Annotated in this window: 17 protein-coding genes; 8 read left to right on the top strand and 9 right to left on the bottom strand. The window is 66.8% G+C overall.

Annotation, left to right across the window (positions count from 1 at the left end; genetic code table 11):
• Positions 1-102: 102 nt before the first annotated feature.
• Positions 103-1,137, bottom strand: coding sequence for a hypothetical protein (locus V7E00_RS13270; protein ID WP_333573114.1), 1,035 nt, complete (start codon positions 1,135-1,137; stop codon positions 103-105).
• Positions 1,138-1,207: 70 nt separating this feature from the next.
• A complete protein-coding gene (locus V7E00_RS13265) occupies positions 1,208-1,606 on the bottom strand; it encodes a response regulator (RefSeq protein ID WP_333573113.1) in 399 nt (132 codons plus the stop codon).
• A gap of 146 nt (positions 1,607-1,752) precedes the next feature.
• Between V7E00_RS13265 and V7E00_RS13260 the strand changes: the two genes are divergently transcribed.
• Positions 1,753-1,938 (top strand): hypothetical protein, encoded by a 186-nt coding sequence (locus V7E00_RS13260; protein WP_333573112.1) that lies wholly within the window; start codon positions 1,753-1,755, stop codon positions 1,936-1,938.
• A 4-nt stretch (positions 1,939-1,942) separates the two neighbouring features.
• Here V7E00_RS13260 and V7E00_RS13255 read toward each other — a convergent pair whose 3' ends face one another.
• Positions 1,943-2,653, bottom strand: coding sequence for a hypothetical protein (locus tag V7E00_RS13255; protein WP_333573111.1), 711 nt, complete (start codon positions 2,651-2,653; stop codon positions 1,943-1,945).
• A gap of 6 nt (positions 2,654-2,659) precedes the next feature.
• Positions 2,660-3,865, bottom strand: coding sequence for a toxic anion resistance protein (locus tag V7E00_RS13250; protein WP_333573110.1), 1,206 nt, complete (start codon positions 3,863-3,865; stop codon positions 2,660-2,662).
• Positions 3,866-4,014: 149 nt separating this feature from the next.
• Between V7E00_RS13250 and V7E00_RS13245 the strand changes: the two genes are divergently transcribed.
• Together V7E00_RS13245 and typA are read left to right on the top strand one after the other, a co-directional pair.
• Positions 4,015-4,524, top strand: coding sequence for a DUF3237 domain-containing protein (locus V7E00_RS13245; protein WP_333573109.1), 510 nt, complete (start codon positions 4,015-4,017; stop codon positions 4,522-4,524).
• Between the two features lie 86 nt (positions 4,525-4,610).
• Positions 4,611-6,455, top strand: a complete 1,845-nt coding sequence (gene typA / locus V7E00_RS13240) for a translational GTPase TypA (RefSeq protein ID WP_333573108.1) — start codon at positions 4,611-4,613, stop codon at positions 6,453-6,455.
• A gap of 123 nt (positions 6,456-6,578) precedes the next feature.
• Here typA and V7E00_RS13235 read toward each other — a convergent pair whose 3' ends face one another.
• Both V7E00_RS13235 and V7E00_RS13230 read right to left on the bottom strand, forming a co-directional pair.
• Positions 6,579-7,106, bottom strand: coding sequence for a rhodanese-like domain-containing protein (locus V7E00_RS13235; protein WP_333573107.1), 528 nt, complete (start codon positions 7,104-7,106; stop codon positions 6,579-6,581).
• Positions 7,103-7,432: an ArsR/SmtB family transcription factor gene (locus V7E00_RS13230; RefSeq protein ID WP_333573106.1), complete on the bottom strand. Its 330-nt coding sequence runs from the start codon at positions 7,430-7,432 to the stop codon at positions 7,103-7,105. Before V7E00_RS13230 ends, V7E00_RS13235 begins: the two co-directional genes overlap by 4 nt.
• A gap of 23 nt (positions 7,433-7,455) precedes the next feature.
• Between V7E00_RS13230 and V7E00_RS13225 the strand changes: the two genes are divergently transcribed.
• Entirely contained in the window at positions 7,456-7,830 is a 375-nt protein-coding gene (locus V7E00_RS13225; protein WP_333573105.1) for a carboxymuconolactone decarboxylase family protein, read from the top strand.
• Positions 7,831-7,846: 16 nt separating this feature from the next.
• On the opposite strand, the gene V7E00_RS13220 is transcribed toward V7E00_RS13225, so the two are convergent.
• Entirely contained in the window at positions 7,847-8,914 is a 1,068-nt protein-coding gene (locus V7E00_RS13220; protein ID WP_333573104.1) for a hypothetical protein, read from the bottom strand.
• Between the two features lie 227 nt (positions 8,915-9,141).
• Here V7E00_RS13220 and V7E00_RS13215 point away from each other — a divergent pair, with 227 nt between their 5' ends.
• A complete protein-coding gene (locus V7E00_RS13215) occupies positions 9,142-9,747 on the top strand; it encodes a hypothetical protein (RefSeq protein WP_333573103.1) in 606 nt (201 codons plus the stop codon).
• On the opposite strand, the gene V7E00_RS13210 is transcribed toward V7E00_RS13215, so the two are convergent.
• The gene (locus V7E00_RS13210; protein WP_333573102.1) at positions 9,641-10,054 is read right to left on the bottom strand and encodes an EVE domain-containing protein; all 414 of its coding nucleotides are present in this window, start codon (positions 10,052-10,054) and stop codon (positions 9,641-9,643) included. The two genes, V7E00_RS13215 and V7E00_RS13210, sit on opposite strands and share 107 nt — an antisense overlap.
• A gap of 125 nt (positions 10,055-10,179) precedes the next feature.
• Here V7E00_RS13210 and V7E00_RS13205 point away from each other — a divergent pair, with 125 nt between their 5' ends.
• From V7E00_RS13205 to V7E00_RS13195, 3 genes are all read left to right on the top strand, one after another.
• Complete coding sequence (locus V7E00_RS13205; RefSeq protein WP_333573101.1) at positions 10,180-10,545, top strand: hypothetical protein; 366 nt, start codon at positions 10,180-10,182, stop codon at positions 10,543-10,545.
• A 65-nt stretch (positions 10,546-10,610) separates the two neighbouring features.
• On the top strand, positions 10,611-12,251 hold the full coding sequence (locus tag V7E00_RS13200; protein ID WP_333573100.1) for an FAD-dependent oxidoreductase: 1,641 nt from the start codon (positions 10,611-10,613) through the stop codon (positions 12,249-12,251).
• 15 nt (positions 12,252-12,266) lie between these two features.
• Positions 12,267-12,557 carry a DUF3297 family protein gene (locus tag V7E00_RS13195; protein WP_333573099.1) on the top strand — a complete coding sequence of 97 codons (291 nt, stop codon included), beginning with the start codon at positions 12,267-12,269 and terminating at the stop codon, positions 12,555-12,557.
• A 71-nt stretch (positions 12,558-12,628) separates the two neighbouring features.
• On the opposite strand, the gene V7E00_RS13190 is transcribed toward V7E00_RS13195, so the two are convergent.
• A complete protein-coding gene (locus V7E00_RS13190; protein ID WP_333573098.1) occupies positions 12,629-13,957 on the bottom strand; it encodes a cation:proton antiporter in 1,329 nt (442 codons plus the stop codon).
• Between the last annotated feature and the right edge of the window lie 157 nt (positions 13,958-14,114).

The following is a 14,114-nucleotide window of genomic DNA, read 5'->3' as shown; positions in this document are numbered from 1 at the left end:
GGTCGTGAAGTTCGGATCGGCGCTGGCGATCTTGTCCGCCAGGGTGAACTGGCCGCCCGAATAGCCGGACGAGTAGCTGGAGGCGGTGAACGTCTCCGAATTCTACCAGGTCAGCGAGCCGCCGACATTGGTGCCGAACCGCGTGTAGAATTGCTGTTCGTGGGTGAGGTTGGTCAGCGTGAAATTGTCGGCCTGCAGGGTGGAATCGCGCGCGCCGGTGAAGGAGCCCGCCACCGAAAGGCCGGCGGCGTTGTTCGCGAAGAACGTGGCGCCCAGCTCTTCGCCGTTCGGACCATAGAAGCGGCCTGCCAGCGATCCGCCGCCCTGTCCCAGCGATCCGCCATAGCCCAGCGTCCCCGCGAAGCTGCCGTCCGCGGCGATCTTGCCGCCTGCGTTGAACTCGATGCCGCCGCCCACGGTGCCGCCGCTATGGACGAGCTGCGTCTCCTGAAGCGAGCTGTACGCCGAGAAGAGGCCCTGCTCCAGATCGACGCTGAAGGTACCGCTGCCCCCGATCGAGCGCGGTTCTCCGCCCGGCGCCGAGACCATCCCGAACGTATCGATCTTGTACGCGGCGGTGCCGGTGCGCGGCAGCGCGCCCGCGGGCGTCGGCAAGCCATAGGTGAAGCTGACATAGTCGGTGTTCTGCCGGCCGTTCGCTGACAGGTTGCGCTGCCAATAGCCGAGCCGGACATAGCGGGTTGCCGCCAGGCCGGAATAGCCTGCCTTCGCGATGGTCAGATATTCGTTCGCGCCGTTCGCGGACTTCTTGTAGATCGTCTGAGTCGCATCGTCGGTAGTGACGTCGCCGGAGCCGAAGCTCTGCGAGCGATCGGCCATGCTCACCGTGTAGCTTTTGGCGCTCGCGTCATAGCGAATGGTGAGGCTGCTGCCGCTGGCGCTGCCTTGAATGCCGGTGCTCGTCTTCAGATCGAACATCGCCGTATTGACAGCCGCATCGTTGGTGAAGCTTTGGCTGGTCCGCAGGTCAGTCAGCGTCGTGTTGGTTGGCGCCGCCGGCAGGCCGCCGCTCCCGCCGCTGCCGATCCCGCCCCCGCCGGCACCTCCACTGCCGCCGCTGCACGCGCTCAACATCAGGCAGGCGGCTGCGCCTGCCACGAATGGCTTCTTCTGCAAGATTTCCCCCCAACAAGTCTTCGCAGTGACCTAGCGCATCTATCCAGAAAGCAAATCGGAATTTGAATGATCAGGCGTCGATTGCGTGCCCCTGGCCGCCTGTCTCCAGCAGGCTGAGCAGTTCATGGCCCCGCAGCGGCTTTTCCAGCAGTGCCGCATAGCCGCTGGCGGCCGCTTCATGTGCAAGGCCTGGGCTCGGATAGCCCGTCATCAGAACCGCGCGCCCAGTCCAGCCCTTTGCCTGCAGGTCGCGCAGCAACTGGACACCGTTGCCATCCGGAAGGCGATAATCGGCGACCAGATAGGCGGCCTCGAATGCCAGCGGGTCCGCCAGCGACGCGGCGGCTGCGCTGTGCGCACGCACCCGGTATCCGCGGCCGTGGAGCAGAAGCTGCGTCGCGCGGCGCACGCCGTCATCGTCTTCGACAAGGAGTACGCTGGGGCGCTCGGCGGGGTGCGGCATGGTCATGGATCGGGCCTGATTGCCCTGCCCGCCACGGCACACCCGCCCGGTCTCTACGCAAAACTCCTAGGTGGGGTGGCGGCCGCAGATACTGGTCCGCTGGCCCAAGGGGCGGTTGCGACCCGGCCAGGGATACGGCACCCTGCGCAGCGATGTTCTTCGACGAGAATCGCACCTGGCCGCGGCCCGAGCCGCGCCAGCCGGCCCCGGTGCCGCCGGGCAAGCGCGAGCGATTCCTCACGCGAATGTTCCTGGTCTACGCGCTCATCCTGCTCCTGCTGCCCGTCAGCGCGAGCGGCATCGCCGACCTGATCCGCTATGTGGTCGCGCTGTTCTGAGCGATCAGCCCAGTTCGTCGTCCTTGTACTTGATCTGCAGGAAGTTGCCCCGCGTCGCCAGCGCGTCGAGATCGCCCTGCGCCAGCTGCGCGGTCATCTCGGCGATCTCCTCGTCGATCACCTGCAGGCCCTGCGCCAGCTGCTGGTCCGGTGTCATGCCGTTGCGCGGCACGGTGCGCAGCGGCTCGGGCACGCGGCCATAGCCCTTTACCAGCTCGGGCAGCTGCTCACCGATCAGCTTGCGGACCTCGTTCGCCGCAGGCGAGGCCTCGTCCAGCCGGGCGAGCTGCGGCGCCAGCGTCTCCAGCTTCACCCCGATCGAGTCGACCAGCGTGCGCGCGGGCGCCGGCAGCGCCAGCCGCTGCGTCTCCAGCCAGCGTTCGGTGGTGGACGGCAGCGCCTTCAGGGGAACCTGCACCAGCTGCTCGACGCGCGGCGCGCTGGTGACGGGCAGCGAGGCGAAGACGAGCGTCGCCAGGATCAGCAATGCCATCACGGCCAGCGCGCCGAACATGCCCAGCGGTACGAACATGCCGATCACGATCGCTGCGATGATGATCACCGCATCCGCCGCCGCGATCCGGCCGAGCCGGGCGAGGATCTCCGCCTCGCGCCGCTTGCGGGTGCGGGTGGCGAGGGCGCCCTCGGTGCGGGCGCGCGAACGCTCGATCAGTTCCTCGCCGCGGGCGAGCAGGCGGTCCACGTCATTCGGCATCGCGGCTTACATCGCCTCCAGCTTGAAGCCGTCCGTGGGGCCGCCGAGCCGGTTCTGCTCGGCACCCTCGGCACGGGCGATATAGCCCTTCGACTTCTCGACTTCGTTCGACAGCGTGTTGACCGTCACCTTCATGCTGTCGAGCGCCTTCAGCTTGAACGTGTCGATCGCATCCATCGTGTCGTAGATGTTCTGGAAGGCGCGCTGCAGCGTCTCGACGGGGATGGTCGCGCTCGCCGCCTGTTCGTGGATCGCGGCGGTCTGGCTCTTGAGCAGCTGCCCGGTCGATTCGATCAGATTGGCGGTGGTGGTGTTGAGCGCCGTGATCTGGTCGAGCACCAGCTTCTGGTTGTTGAGCGCCTGCGCGACGGTCACCGCGGTGCGCAGCGCCGAGACGGTGGTGGTCGAGGCGCGATCGACGCCCTTGATCAGCTCGACATTGTTCTTCTTGACCAGATCGAGCGCCAGATAGCCCTGCACCGTCACCGCCATCTGGGTGAGCAGGTCCTGGGTGCGCTGGCGGACATAGAAGAGTGCGGTCTCGCGGATCGCCTTGGCCTTGGCGGGATCGGTGTGATCCAGCTCGTTCGCCTTGTCCTCGAGCTTCTCGTCCATCGCCTTGGAAAGATAGATCATCTGCTCCAGCCGACCCATCGCGTTCCACAGATTGGCGCGCTCGGTGGCGATCGCGGCATTGTCCTGCAGCAGCTCGTCCTTGCCGTTGGCCAGGTTCTTGAGGATGCCGTTGATGTGGGTCTGCGACGACTGGTACTTGCGGAAATAATTGGTCAGCGCGCCGCCGCCAAAGATCTTCGACAGGAAGCCGTCCTTGCCGCCAATCAGCTTGCCGTTGCGCGAGGGATCGAGGTCTTCCACCGTCTTGCGCAGTGCAAGCAGGTCGGCGCCGACGCCGCCTTCGCTGCCCATCGCGCGCACCGGGCGATCGAGGAAGCGGTTCGACTGGCCGGCGGCCTCGCGAATTTCCTTCTGACCCATCGCCGCGATCGCATCGACGCGCTTGCCGAATTCGGGCGAGTTCACGTCCTGCGCGATCAGGTCGTCGATGAAGCCGGTGACTCGCTTGTCCAGTTCCGACTTCTTGGTGTCTTCGACCGGCACCAGCCCGGCGGCCTTTTCCGGCGCCACGGCGGGGACGGGATCCGGGGGCGTGAGCACCAGACCCTGTTCTGCGGTATCCGTCACAGTCGCCATCGTCACTCTCTCTCCAACTCCGTGGGGATAACCATGCAGGCGAAGCACGTATCCCGCAAGTGTGTCATGTAGATAGCACAGTTTGGAATGCAACTTGACCCGCCGCGGCCGCCCGCATTGTATCGCCGTGAGGCAAGAGGGAGGGGTGGATGCAGCGGCGCGACGTGCTGGGCTCGATGGGACTGGCTGGGCTGGCGGCAGGCATCGCTCCCGATGCCAAGGCTGCGCCGGGAGCGAGCCTGGCGCTGGAGTTCGCCTATGATGCCGTCGTCACGCTTGGCGCGGGTACGCCCGTGGGGAAGACGCCGTACGGCGTTCGCAACCGTATCCCGATCACCGGCGGCAGCTTCGAGGGGCCGCGCATCCGCGGGACGGTGCTGGCGGGCGGCATGGACTGGCAGCTGGAGCGGCCGGACGGCATGCTAGATGTCCACGCCGATTACATGATGCAGGCGGAGGACGGCACGCTGATCCATGTGATCAACAAGGGCCTGATCAGCCGCGACCCCCAGCGGCCCTATGTGCGCACGACGCCCTGGTTCGAGGTATCGGAGGGACCGCACGCCTGGCTCAACCAGTCGGTCTTCACCGGCACGATCGGGGCGCCGCCCGCGGGCCGGGGGGCGGCGGTGCGGATCACGGTGCACCGTATCCTATAGCGGGAAATACGAGGGCCTTCCCGCGACGCACCATTTCCGCTATGGGGCCGCCCGTACGCGCGCTTCCGCGCCAATCAGGAAATCGCATGAACCTCCGTAACGTGGCGATTATCGCACACGTCGACCATGGCAAGACCACCCTCGTCGACCAGCTCTTCCGCCAGTCCGGCACCTTCCGTGACAACCAGCGCGTCGAAGAGCGTGCGATGGATTCCAACGACCTCGAGAAGGAGCGCGGGATCACCATTCTCGCCAAGCCCACCTCGGTCGACTGGACGCCGCCGGGTGCCGACGAGGCGATTCGCATCAACATCGTCGACACGCCCGGCCACGCCGATTTCGGCGGCGAAGTGGAGCGAATCCTGAGCATGGTCGACGGCGTCGTCCTGCTGGTCGATTCGTCCGAAGGCGCGATGCCGCAGACCAAGTTCGTGACCGGCAAGGCGCTGGCGCTGGGCCTGAAGCCGATCGTCGTCGTCAACAAGGTCGACCGCAGCGACGCGCGCATCCAGGAAGTGCTGGACGAAGTGTTCGATCTGTTCGTGTCGCTGGACGCGAATGACGAGCAGCTCGACTTCCCGGTGCTCTACGCCTCGGGCCGCAACGGCTATGCCTCGACCGACATGGACGCGCGCGAAGGCACGCTGATCCCGATGTTCGAGACGATCGTCAGCCACGTGCCGGCGCCGAAAGTCGAAGTCGAGGACGTGCCCTTCACCTTCCTGGTGACGCTGCTCGACCGCGACAACTTCCTGGGCCGCATCCTCACCGGCCGCGTCAACTCGGGCACGGTGAAGCTCAACCAGCCGATCCACGCGCTCGACGCGGAAGGCAACGTCATCGAGACCGGCCGCGCCTCGAAGATCCTGTCGTTCCGCGGGCTCGATCGCGTGCCGGTGGAAGAGGCCAAGGCGGGTGACATCATCAGCCTCGCCGGCCTGGCCGTCGCCACCGTGTCGAACACGATCTGCGACCCGTCGGTCACCGAGCCGCTGCAGGCGCAGCCGATCGATCCGCCGACGCTGTCGATGCGCTTCGCCGTGAACGACTCGCCGATGGCGGGCCGCGAGGGCACCAAGGTGACGAGCCGCATGATCCGCGACCGCCTGTTCCGCGAAGCCGAATCGAACGTCGCCGTGAAGGTGACCGAGGCCGCAGACCGCGACAGCTACGAAGTCGCCGGCCGCGGCGAGCTTCAGCTTGGCGTGCTGATCGAGACGATGCGCCGCGAAGGCTTCGAGCTGGGCATCAGCCGCCCGCGCGTGCTGTTCGGCCAGGACGAGAACGGCAACAAGACCGAGCCGTACGAAACCGTCATCATCGACGTGGACGAGGAATATTCGGGCACGGTCGTCGAGAAGATGAACCTGCGCAAGGCCGAGATGACCGACATGCGTCCCTCGGGCGGCGGCAAGACCCGCATCACCTTCTCCGCCCCGTCGCGGGGCATGATCGGCTATCACGGCGAGTTCCTGTCGGACACCCGCGGTACCGGCATCATGAACCGGCTGTTCGAGAAGTACGGCCCCCACAAGGGCAAGATCGAAGGCCGCAAGAACGGCGTGCTGATCTCCAACGGTGCCGGCGAAGCCCAGGGCTATGCGCTGGGCCCGCTCGAAGAGCGCGGTATCCTGTTCGTCGGCCATGGCGAGGCCCTGTATGAGGGCATGATCATCGGCGAGAACGCCAAGACGGAAGACCTCGAGGTCAACCCGATGAAGGCGAAGCAGCTGACGAACTTCCGCGCTTCGGGCGGCAAGGACGACGCGATCCGCCTGACCCCGCCGAAGAAGATGACGCTGGAGCAGGCCATCGCGTACATCGACGACGACGAGATGGTGGAAGTGACGCCGAAGACCATCCGTCTGCGCAAGCGCTACCTCGACCCGAACGAGCGCAAGCGCGCCAGCCGGGCGAAGTCGGCCGACTGAGCCACGCCGATACGGTAAAGAAAGGGCCCCTGCCGGCGACGGCGGGGGCTTTTTCGTTGGGGGATACCCCCTACATCGTCGTTCTGGCTTTCGCCGAGAGGACGATCGACCGCGGTGCGCCGCCTATGCCACCAGGCGGTTCCACGGCGCCCGCTGCAGCGCCATGCCCAGACCGCACCAGCCGCTGACCCCGGCGAACGCCAGCATGAATCCGAAGAAGCCGGCGGCGTAGAAGCCCGGTGCGAACCCCGCCAGCCCGATCAGCGTGCAGCCGAGCACGAGAAGCCCGACGATCATCTGCACCTGCCGGAAGATCGAGACGCGCGGCACGCCCGGCCCGGCGAGCGGCAGGCCTGCCGCCGACCAGGCTTCGATCCCGCCGCTGAGATTGCGCACACGGTCACCCAGCATGTCCTTCGCGATCGCACAGGCCTGGCTGCCACGGCCGCCCTTCTGGCACTGGAAGATCAGCAGCCGGTCGGGCGGCAGATCGGCATCCGCGAGCAACACCGGCAGCGCCCCCAGCGGCATCGAGGCCGCATAGGGAATGTGGCTGGTGGCGAACTCGCCGGGCTCGCGCACGTCGATCAGCAGTGCGTCGCCCCGGCCAAGCAGGCGGTGCGCCTCGGGGGCCGTGATCGTGGCGGTCATGCGTCGTCCTTTCCGCAGAAATGCGCGTGGAGCACCGCCATCAGGTCGCGGGCGGCGGGGTGGGTGATCGAATAGAAGAGCGTGCGATGCTCGCGCCGCGCGGCGACGATGCCTTCCTCCTTCAGCTTGTTCAGATGCTGCGACATCGAGGTCGGTGCGATGCCCGTCGCCGCGATCAATGCACCGACGCTCTGCTCGCCTTCGACCAAGGCGCAAAGGATCATCAGCCGGTGCGGGTTGGCGAGGCCGGAGAGCAGCGCGGCGGCACCGGCGGCCTTGGGGGCCATTGCTTCCATCAGGGGATTCACGACGTCACTTGCGTTCATTCCATATTTATATCAATTCATGGATGGACGAATCAATGGGAAATCCCATGGCCAAGGATTATCGCACGCTAATCCACGACATTTCCGACTATTCGGCGCAGCTGCGGAAGCTGGCGCCGGAGACGATGGCGGGCTTCCACGCCATGGCGAAAGCGGCCGGGGCAGAAGGCACGGTGGACGCCAGGACCAAGGAGCTGGTCGCGCTTGCGATCGGGGTGACACAGCGGTGCGACGGCTGCATCGGCTTCCACGCCAAGGCGCTGGTCGGCATGGGCGCCACCCGCGCCGAGGTTGCGGAGGTGCTGGGCGTGTGCGTGTACATGGGCGGCGGCCCGGCGCTGATGTACGCGGTGGATGCGCTGCGAGCGTACGACCAGTTCGCGGAAGCGGGCGCCTGATCCGCGTGCGCCGGCGTCAGGTGCGGATCGGGCGACGCACGATGCGCCGGAACTCTGGATCGTCGCGGAAGTCCGCCAGGTCATCGTCCGAGCCGTTGGGATTCGAAATCGCCCAGAGCCGCTCCGCAAAGCTGCGATCGATCTTCACCGCCCGCCTGCAGGCATCCAGGGCACTGGTCCGCACGGGGGAAAGTATCTCCGGGCTCTGTCCGTGCAGGGCACGATGCTTCTGGCCGAACGCGGCAGCCAGATAGAACCAATATTCCGCGGTTCGCGACAGCGGCGATGTGGAGAGCTGCGTCGCAAGGTCGATCACCCGGTCATAGCCGTCCTCTTCGTACAGCCGTGCCAGCATCACGTCCAAGCCATCGCCGACCGATACCTTTCTGGTGCTGGCGACCGCCTGCACCGTGGGATCGCCGGTCGTCGTCGCCAGCGCCTTGGCCTCCTGCACCAGCACCTGTCGCGCTGCTCCTTCCACGGGCGTTCTCGCGATTTCGCCGTTGGTGAGGTCGCGCTCGGCCCGATTGAGGGTGCCCGACAGGATGATCCGGGTGTAGAGATACAGCGCCAGAAAGCCGGCGACGATCCCGAAGATCAGGATCATCGGTGCGACGGCGGGCAAGGTACCGGCCGAGAAGCCGCCGTGCGCATCGGGAAATACCCTCGCGTTCTGCGCGATGAACAGCCGGAACCCGTTGAGCGCCGCGTTGATCGAGCCCACCTGGCTCAAGCCGACGCCGACCAGCATCGTCGTCAGCCAGTCGGAAATGCGCTCGAGATTGGTGTTCGAGCGCAGCAGGCGGGTAGATGCAGCGCTTCCCCCGGCGGGGCCCTGCGCGCCGGCTGCTGTCTGCGCCTCGCTGCCTTCGGAAAGGAGGCGCGGAACGGCGAATAGAAAGCCGAAGGCGCCGCCGACAGCGCCCGATGCCAGGAAGATGAAGCAGCTTATCCCCACCGCTGCGCGCCATCCTGTAAGCGGGGAGGCGAGCATTGCGAAGAGAAGCGCCGCAAAGAGGCCGATGCTGATCCTGCCGAGATAGGGAAAACGCCCCGGAAGCTTCGTTGTCGCGGTCTGCGTCATGCATTTCCCCCCTTGGCAACATTATGCCTGTGAAAGGGAAGCGTGCAACATCTCTTCGATTACATTGCGTGTGCCACGTCTCGCGGAGCGGTCCCGTACCGCAAAGATTGTGAGGATCGGAGCCGAAGTCGATAGATTTACTGCGGGAGATCTGTGCGGCTTTCCCTTTGGCCCCCGCCATGGTCTAAGAGGCGGAACTTGCCGGGAGTGCGTCCATGTTGCTGGCCATGTTGTTGACCGGAATGCCGCTGCAGGACCAGGCGGCGCCGCCTGCGACCGCCGCGACCGTAGCTGCGCCCGAGCAGGCGGCAAACGGCGCGCAGCGCTGGTCCGTGTTGGCGGACCCCTGCGCCTCCAGCCAGACGGGCGGTGATCAGGTCGTCGTGTGCGGCAAGGGAACGCCGCCGCCCCGGTTGCCCCTGCCGGGCGAGCGCGGTCCGCCCGATCGCCCGATGCCGAGCAATCCGGATCGCACCGGCATCGGTGCGCTGAATGCGGTGGATACCCCCTGCGCGGCGCGCGTGGGCGGGTGTCAGGTTGGCGTCGACGTTTTCGGCGGTGCGACGGCGCTGGTGCGCGGCGTGGGCAAGCTGATCGACCCGAACAGCTGCTGCGAGGAGCCGGGCGAGTCGCGCAACTTCTTCAAGCTCGTCGGCGATGCGGGCAAGGGCGTCGGGCGCGCCTTCAGGAAGAAGCCCGACAAGTCCAACCGCGTGCCGATCGACCTCAACGATCCGGTGCCGTTCCGCTCATCTCCAGCAGCACCGCCCACTCCTCCGGCCGCACCGGCGTTACCGACAGGCGCGACTGACGCACCATCTCGAGCTCCTTGAGCCGCGGCTCGGCCTTGATTTCGGGCAGGGGAACGGGATTGGCGAGCGGGCGCAGCGCCTTCACTTCCACGCTGGCCCATTTGCCGTCGTCCCCGTCGGGCTGCCAGGCCCGGACGATCTCCATGATGCCGACCGCGGCCTTCTGGATGTTCGAATGGTAGAAGATCGCCTGGTCGCCGGGGACCATGTCCTTCAGGAAGTTGCGCGCGGTGTAGTTGCGCACGCCGTTCCATTCGGTGGTGCCGTCGCGCACCAGGTCGTCCCAGCCATAGACATCGGGTTCGGAGCGAAGGATCCAGTAGGCCATGCCGCCCGTTACCCAGCTAAACCGCGGCTGAACAGCCGGTTCCGCACCGATTAAGCCGCGCTTGCCTAACGGAAGCCATCGGCGCCGAGCGACTCGCGGGCGCCCTGAGGTGAGGAGCGAACAGCATGAACCATCTGGCGAAGAAGCTGGTGCTGGGCATCGCCACGGGCGCGAGCCTGCTGGCCGCCGTGGCGCCGGCGCAGGCACAGGACTGGCGCTGGCGGCGGCATCATTACCGTGATCGCGGCGGCGACGCGGCCGGCGCGGCGCTGGTCGCCGGTATTGCCGGACTGGCGATCGGCGCGGCGATTTCGAACGACCGGCGCTATGACTATGACCGGCGCTTCTATCGCGAGCGCGGCTATTACCCCACCGACGGCTATTGGTACCGGGATAACTACCCACGCTATCGCTATTATGAATATTGCGACGTGCGACGGGTCTGGGATCCGTATCTCGGCCGCCCGGTGCTGATCCGCTATTGCGACTAAGGGTGCGCGCGCGACCATCTCAAGAGATGGGTCGCGCGCCGCGCTCTGCGCGTTAGGGTGTCCTCATGGCACCTACCGAATTGCTCGATCCGGCAGATCCTTACCTGCGATCCGCCCAGACCTTCCCGGTCCTGACCGCCGAGATGATGGCGCGCGTCGCCGCCTTTGGCGCGGAAGAATCGCTTGCGGCGGGTGCGATGCTGTTCAGGCGCGGCGACCGCAGCGTGGATTTCTTCCTGTGTGTTGCCGGCGGCATTGCGGTGATCGACACCGATGCCGAGGGGCGGGAGCATCCCGTCCATACCCATGGCCCTGGCCAGTTCAGCGGCGAGCTCGACCTGTTCAACGACCGCAAGATCCTGGTGAGCGCGCGCGCGCTGCCGGATACGCGGGTGGTGCGGATCGATCGCGCCTCGTTCCGCCGGATGATGGCAGCCGAGCCCGATATCGGCGAGATCGTGATGCGCGCCTTCATTCTGCGCCGGGTGGGGCTCATCCGGCACAGCGATGCCGGCGTGGCGCTGGCGGGGCCGGGGCACGGCGCCGACATGGGGCGGATCGAGACCTTCCTCACCCGCAACGCCCTCCCCCATCGCCGGATCGACACCGACACCGATCCGGATGCCGCGGGCTTCCTCGAATGCTTTGCGCTGACGGACGCCGACCTGCCGGTGGTGGTGCTGGAGGGGCGGGTGCTGCGCAATCCCGGCAATGCCGCACTGGCGGATGCCCTGGGCCTCGCAACGGCACTTGATCCGGACAAGGTCCACGACGTGGCCGTGGTGGGCGCCGGGCCGGCGGGTCTTGCCGCCGCGGTCTATGCTGCGTCCGAGGGGCTGGAGACGATCGTGATCGAGGCGGTGGCGCCGGGCGGACAGGCGGGCACCAGTTCCAAGATCGAGAATTACCTGGGCTTCCCCACCGGCATTTCCGGCCAGGCGCTGGCCGGCCGCGCGCAGGTGCAGGCGCAGAAATTCGGCGCGCGGCTGCTCGTGTCCCGCTCCGTGGTGCGGATCGAGTGCGAGGAACGGCCGCTGCGCCTCCACCTCGACGACGGCGCGAGCCTGCTGGCCCGCGCGGTGGTGGTGGCAACCGGCGCGCGCTACCGCAAGCTCGATCTGCCGCGCTATGCCGAGCTGGAAGGCAACGGCATCTACTATGCCGCCACCGCAATGGAGGCGGGGCTGTGCGCCGGATCCGAGGTGGTGGTGGTCGGCGGCGGCAACTCGGCGGGGCAGGCGGCGGTGTTCCTCGCCCGCCATGCCGCACACGTCCATGTGCTGGTGCGCGGGCCCGGGCTGGCGGCGACCATGTCGCGCTACCTGATCGATAGGATCGAGGCGTCGGACCGCATCACGCTCCACCCCTTCACCGAAGTGACCGCGCTGGAAGGCGAGCGGGGGCTGGAGGGCCTCGAATGGACCGACCGGACGACGGGTGCGGCGGAGCGGCGCGCGGTGGGCGCGCTGTTCGTGATGATCGGCGCGGTGCCGAATACCCATTGGCTGGAGGGCTGCGTCGATCTCGACGGCGGCGGCTTCGTGCGGACGGGCAGCGGAGAAACCTTCTTCTGCTCCTCCGCGCCGGGCGTGTTCGCGGTGGGCGACGTGCGGGCCGGATCGGTCAAGCGCGTCGCTTCGGGCGTGGGGGAGGGATCGGTGGTGGTCTCCGCCATCCACCGCTATCTTGAACCCGCGCCCGAATGACGGCATGAGCCGCCCATGAGCGATACTCCTCCCGATCGTCTGTCGGTCAATCCGAGCAGCCCCTATTTCACCCGCGAACTGCTGGAGCGCGGCGTCGGCATCAAGTTCAAGGGCGTCGAACGCCGCGATGTCGAGGAATATTGCATTTCCGAAGGCTGGGTGCGGGTCGCGCTCGGCAAGAAGACCGATCGCAAGGGCAACCCGCTGACGATCAAGCTCGTCGGTCCGGTGGAAGCGTGGTTCCAGAGCGGCGCTGATGCGGCCGCCGCCGATACGGCCGCAGACGAGGACAGCACCGAAGCCTAAGGCGGTGCGGGCAGGCGCCCGCACCCTCGCCTGTCGCCGCCCGCCGCGATGGGCGAGCGCCACCGGTCCGGTCAGGCACTGGCCTGCCCGCGGCCCCGCGCACCGGGCATGCCGAGCTTGTGATAATGGCGACCGAGCTTGTCCAGCGCGGGCGTGACCAGGATGCCGTGCATCAGGATCGATACGGCCACGATCAGCCCCAGCGTCCCCCAAAGCCCCGACACCCTGCCGAAATCGGCATGATTGAGACCGTAGCTGAGATAATAGACCGAGCCGAGGCCGCGGATGCCGAAAAAGGCGATGATCGCGCGCTCCAGCTTCGGGCGCTTGACGCCGAGCAGGCTGATCCACCCCGCCACCGGGCGGATCACGAGCAGCATGATCGCCGCGAACAGCATCTCCCGCCATCCGATCTCGGCCAGCAGCCCTGCCGCGAGCATGCCGCCGAACAGCAGGAGCAGCAGCATCATCAAAAGCCGTTCGGACTCGTCCGCGAAATCATGCAGGCGCTTGTTGAAATCATGCCCCTTGGCGGCACGACGGATCATCAGACCCGCGACGAAGACGGCCAGGAAGCCATAGCCATGGGTGAACTCCGCCAGGGTATAGACGACCAGCGTCGCCCCAAGCGCGATGAAGCCGTCACCGGTTTTTGATAGACGCGCACCATCGGGGAGACGGTAGAGCGTCCATCCGATCAGCCAGCCGAGGACGGCGCCCACCGCCAGGCCTGCACCCAGTTTCCAGAGCACGTCCTGCAGCGCCCAGGTGGCGAGGACCTTGGCGCTCAGGCCTCCGCTCAGGGCGATGGCAACCGCCAGATGGACGAAGGGAAAGGCAAACGCATCGTTCAGGCCCGCCTCGCTCGTCAGGGCAAACTTCGCCTCCGCTTCCTCTTCATTCTCGTCATGATCGATCTGCACGTCGCCGGCCAGCACCGGATCGGTCGGTGAAAGGACGCCGCCGAACAGCAGCGCGGCCGCAAAGCCGAGGCCGAGCAGCTGGTGTCCCAGCAGCATCACCAGGAGGATGGTGATCGGCATGGCGATGCCTAGCAGGCGCCAGGTCACGTTCCAGCGCCGCCACCCGAGCGCGCGTTCGATCTTGAGACCGGCGCCCATCAGCGAGACGATGACGATGAGTTCGGTCGCGCGCTCGACAAGCACCGGCGTCTTTTCGGGGTGCGGTGCCCAGCGTGCGAAGGGCTCGATCGAGAACAGGATGGTGCCCACCGCCACGCAGATCATCGGCAGCGAGAGCGGCAGGCGTTTCAGCAGCATCGGCAGCCAGGCAATTGCCAGGATCATGCCGCCAAGGCCGAAGAGGATGGCGAAGTAATGCGCCTCGATGATCGGCGCCTGTGCCGCCAGAACGGCTGCTTCCGAAAGGAATGGAATCAAGAACAGCTCCCGGGGGCGGCGAAGCGAGATGGCCCGCCCCTAGGGACGCGCCATGCGTGCGGCCGTTCCCGATTTTTCTGCTCCGGTGGCGTTGCCGGCCTCGCTTCACGCCGATTGCCGCGGATCGGCCCAGGCCACAGAATGGAAATGACGCTTC

It is taken from the genome of Sphingomonas sp. (assembly GCF_036731925.1).
In the GTDB taxonomy this organism is placed as follows: Bacteria; Pseudomonadota; Alphaproteobacteria; order Sphingomonadales; family Sphingomonadaceae; genus Sphingomonas.
This window is presented reverse-complemented; position numbering and strand designations above follow the sequence as displayed.

Coding starts and splice junctions, on each gene's coding strand:
- V7E00_RS13250 (WP_333573110.1), bottom strand. CDS start 3,865: ATGGCGACTGTGACGGATACCGCAGAACAGGGTCTGGTGCTCACGCCC.
- V7E00_RS13215 (WP_333573103.1), top strand. CDS start 9,142: ATGTTGTTGACCGGAATGCCGCTGCAGGACCAGGCGGCGCCGCCTGCG.
- V7E00_RS13230 (WP_333573106.1), bottom strand. CDS start 7,432: ATGAACGCAAGTGACGTCGTGAATCCCCTGATGGAAGCAATGGCCCCC.
- V7E00_RS13205 (WP_333573101.1), top strand. CDS start 10,180: ATGAACCATCTGGCGAAGAAGCTGGTGCTGGGCATCGCCACGGGCGCG.
- V7E00_RS13200 (WP_333573100.1), top strand. CDS start 10,611: ATGGCACCTACCGAATTGCTCGATCCGGCAGATCCTTACCTGCGATCC.
- V7E00_RS13265 (WP_333573113.1), bottom strand. CDS start 1,606: ATGACCATGCCGCACCCCGCCGAGCGCCCCAGCGTACTCCTTGTCGAA.
- V7E00_RS13260 (WP_333573112.1), top strand. CDS start 1,753: ATGTTCTTCGACGAGAATCGCACCTGGCCGCGGCCCGAGCCGCGCCAG.
- V7E00_RS13235 (WP_333573107.1), bottom strand. CDS start 7,106: ATGACCGCCACGATCACGGCCCCCGAGGCGCACCGCCTGCTTGGCCGG.
- V7E00_RS13195 (WP_333573099.1), top strand. CDS start 12,267: ATGAGCGATACTCCTCCCGATCGTCTGTCGGTCAATCCGAGCAGCCCC.
- V7E00_RS13245 (WP_333573109.1), top strand. CDS start 4,015: ATGCAGCGGCGCGACGTGCTGGGCTCGATGGGACTGGCTGGGCTGGCG.
- V7E00_RS13210 (WP_333573102.1), bottom strand. CDS start 10,054: ATGGCCTACTGGATCCTTCGCTCCGAACCCGATGTCTATGGCTGGGAC.
- V7E00_RS13255 (WP_333573111.1), bottom strand. CDS start 2,653: ATGCCGAATGACGTGGACCGCCTGCTCGCCCGCGGCGAGGAACTGATC.
- V7E00_RS13220 (WP_333573104.1), bottom strand. CDS start 8,914: ATGACGCAGACCGCGACAACGAAGCTTCCGGGGCGTTTTCCCTATCTC.
- V7E00_RS13225 (WP_333573105.1), top strand. CDS start 7,456: ATGGACGAATCAATGGGAAATCCCATGGCCAAGGATTATCGCACGCTA.
- typA (WP_333573108.1), top strand. CDS start 4,611: ATGAACCTCCGTAACGTGGCGATTATCGCACACGTCGACCATGGCAAG.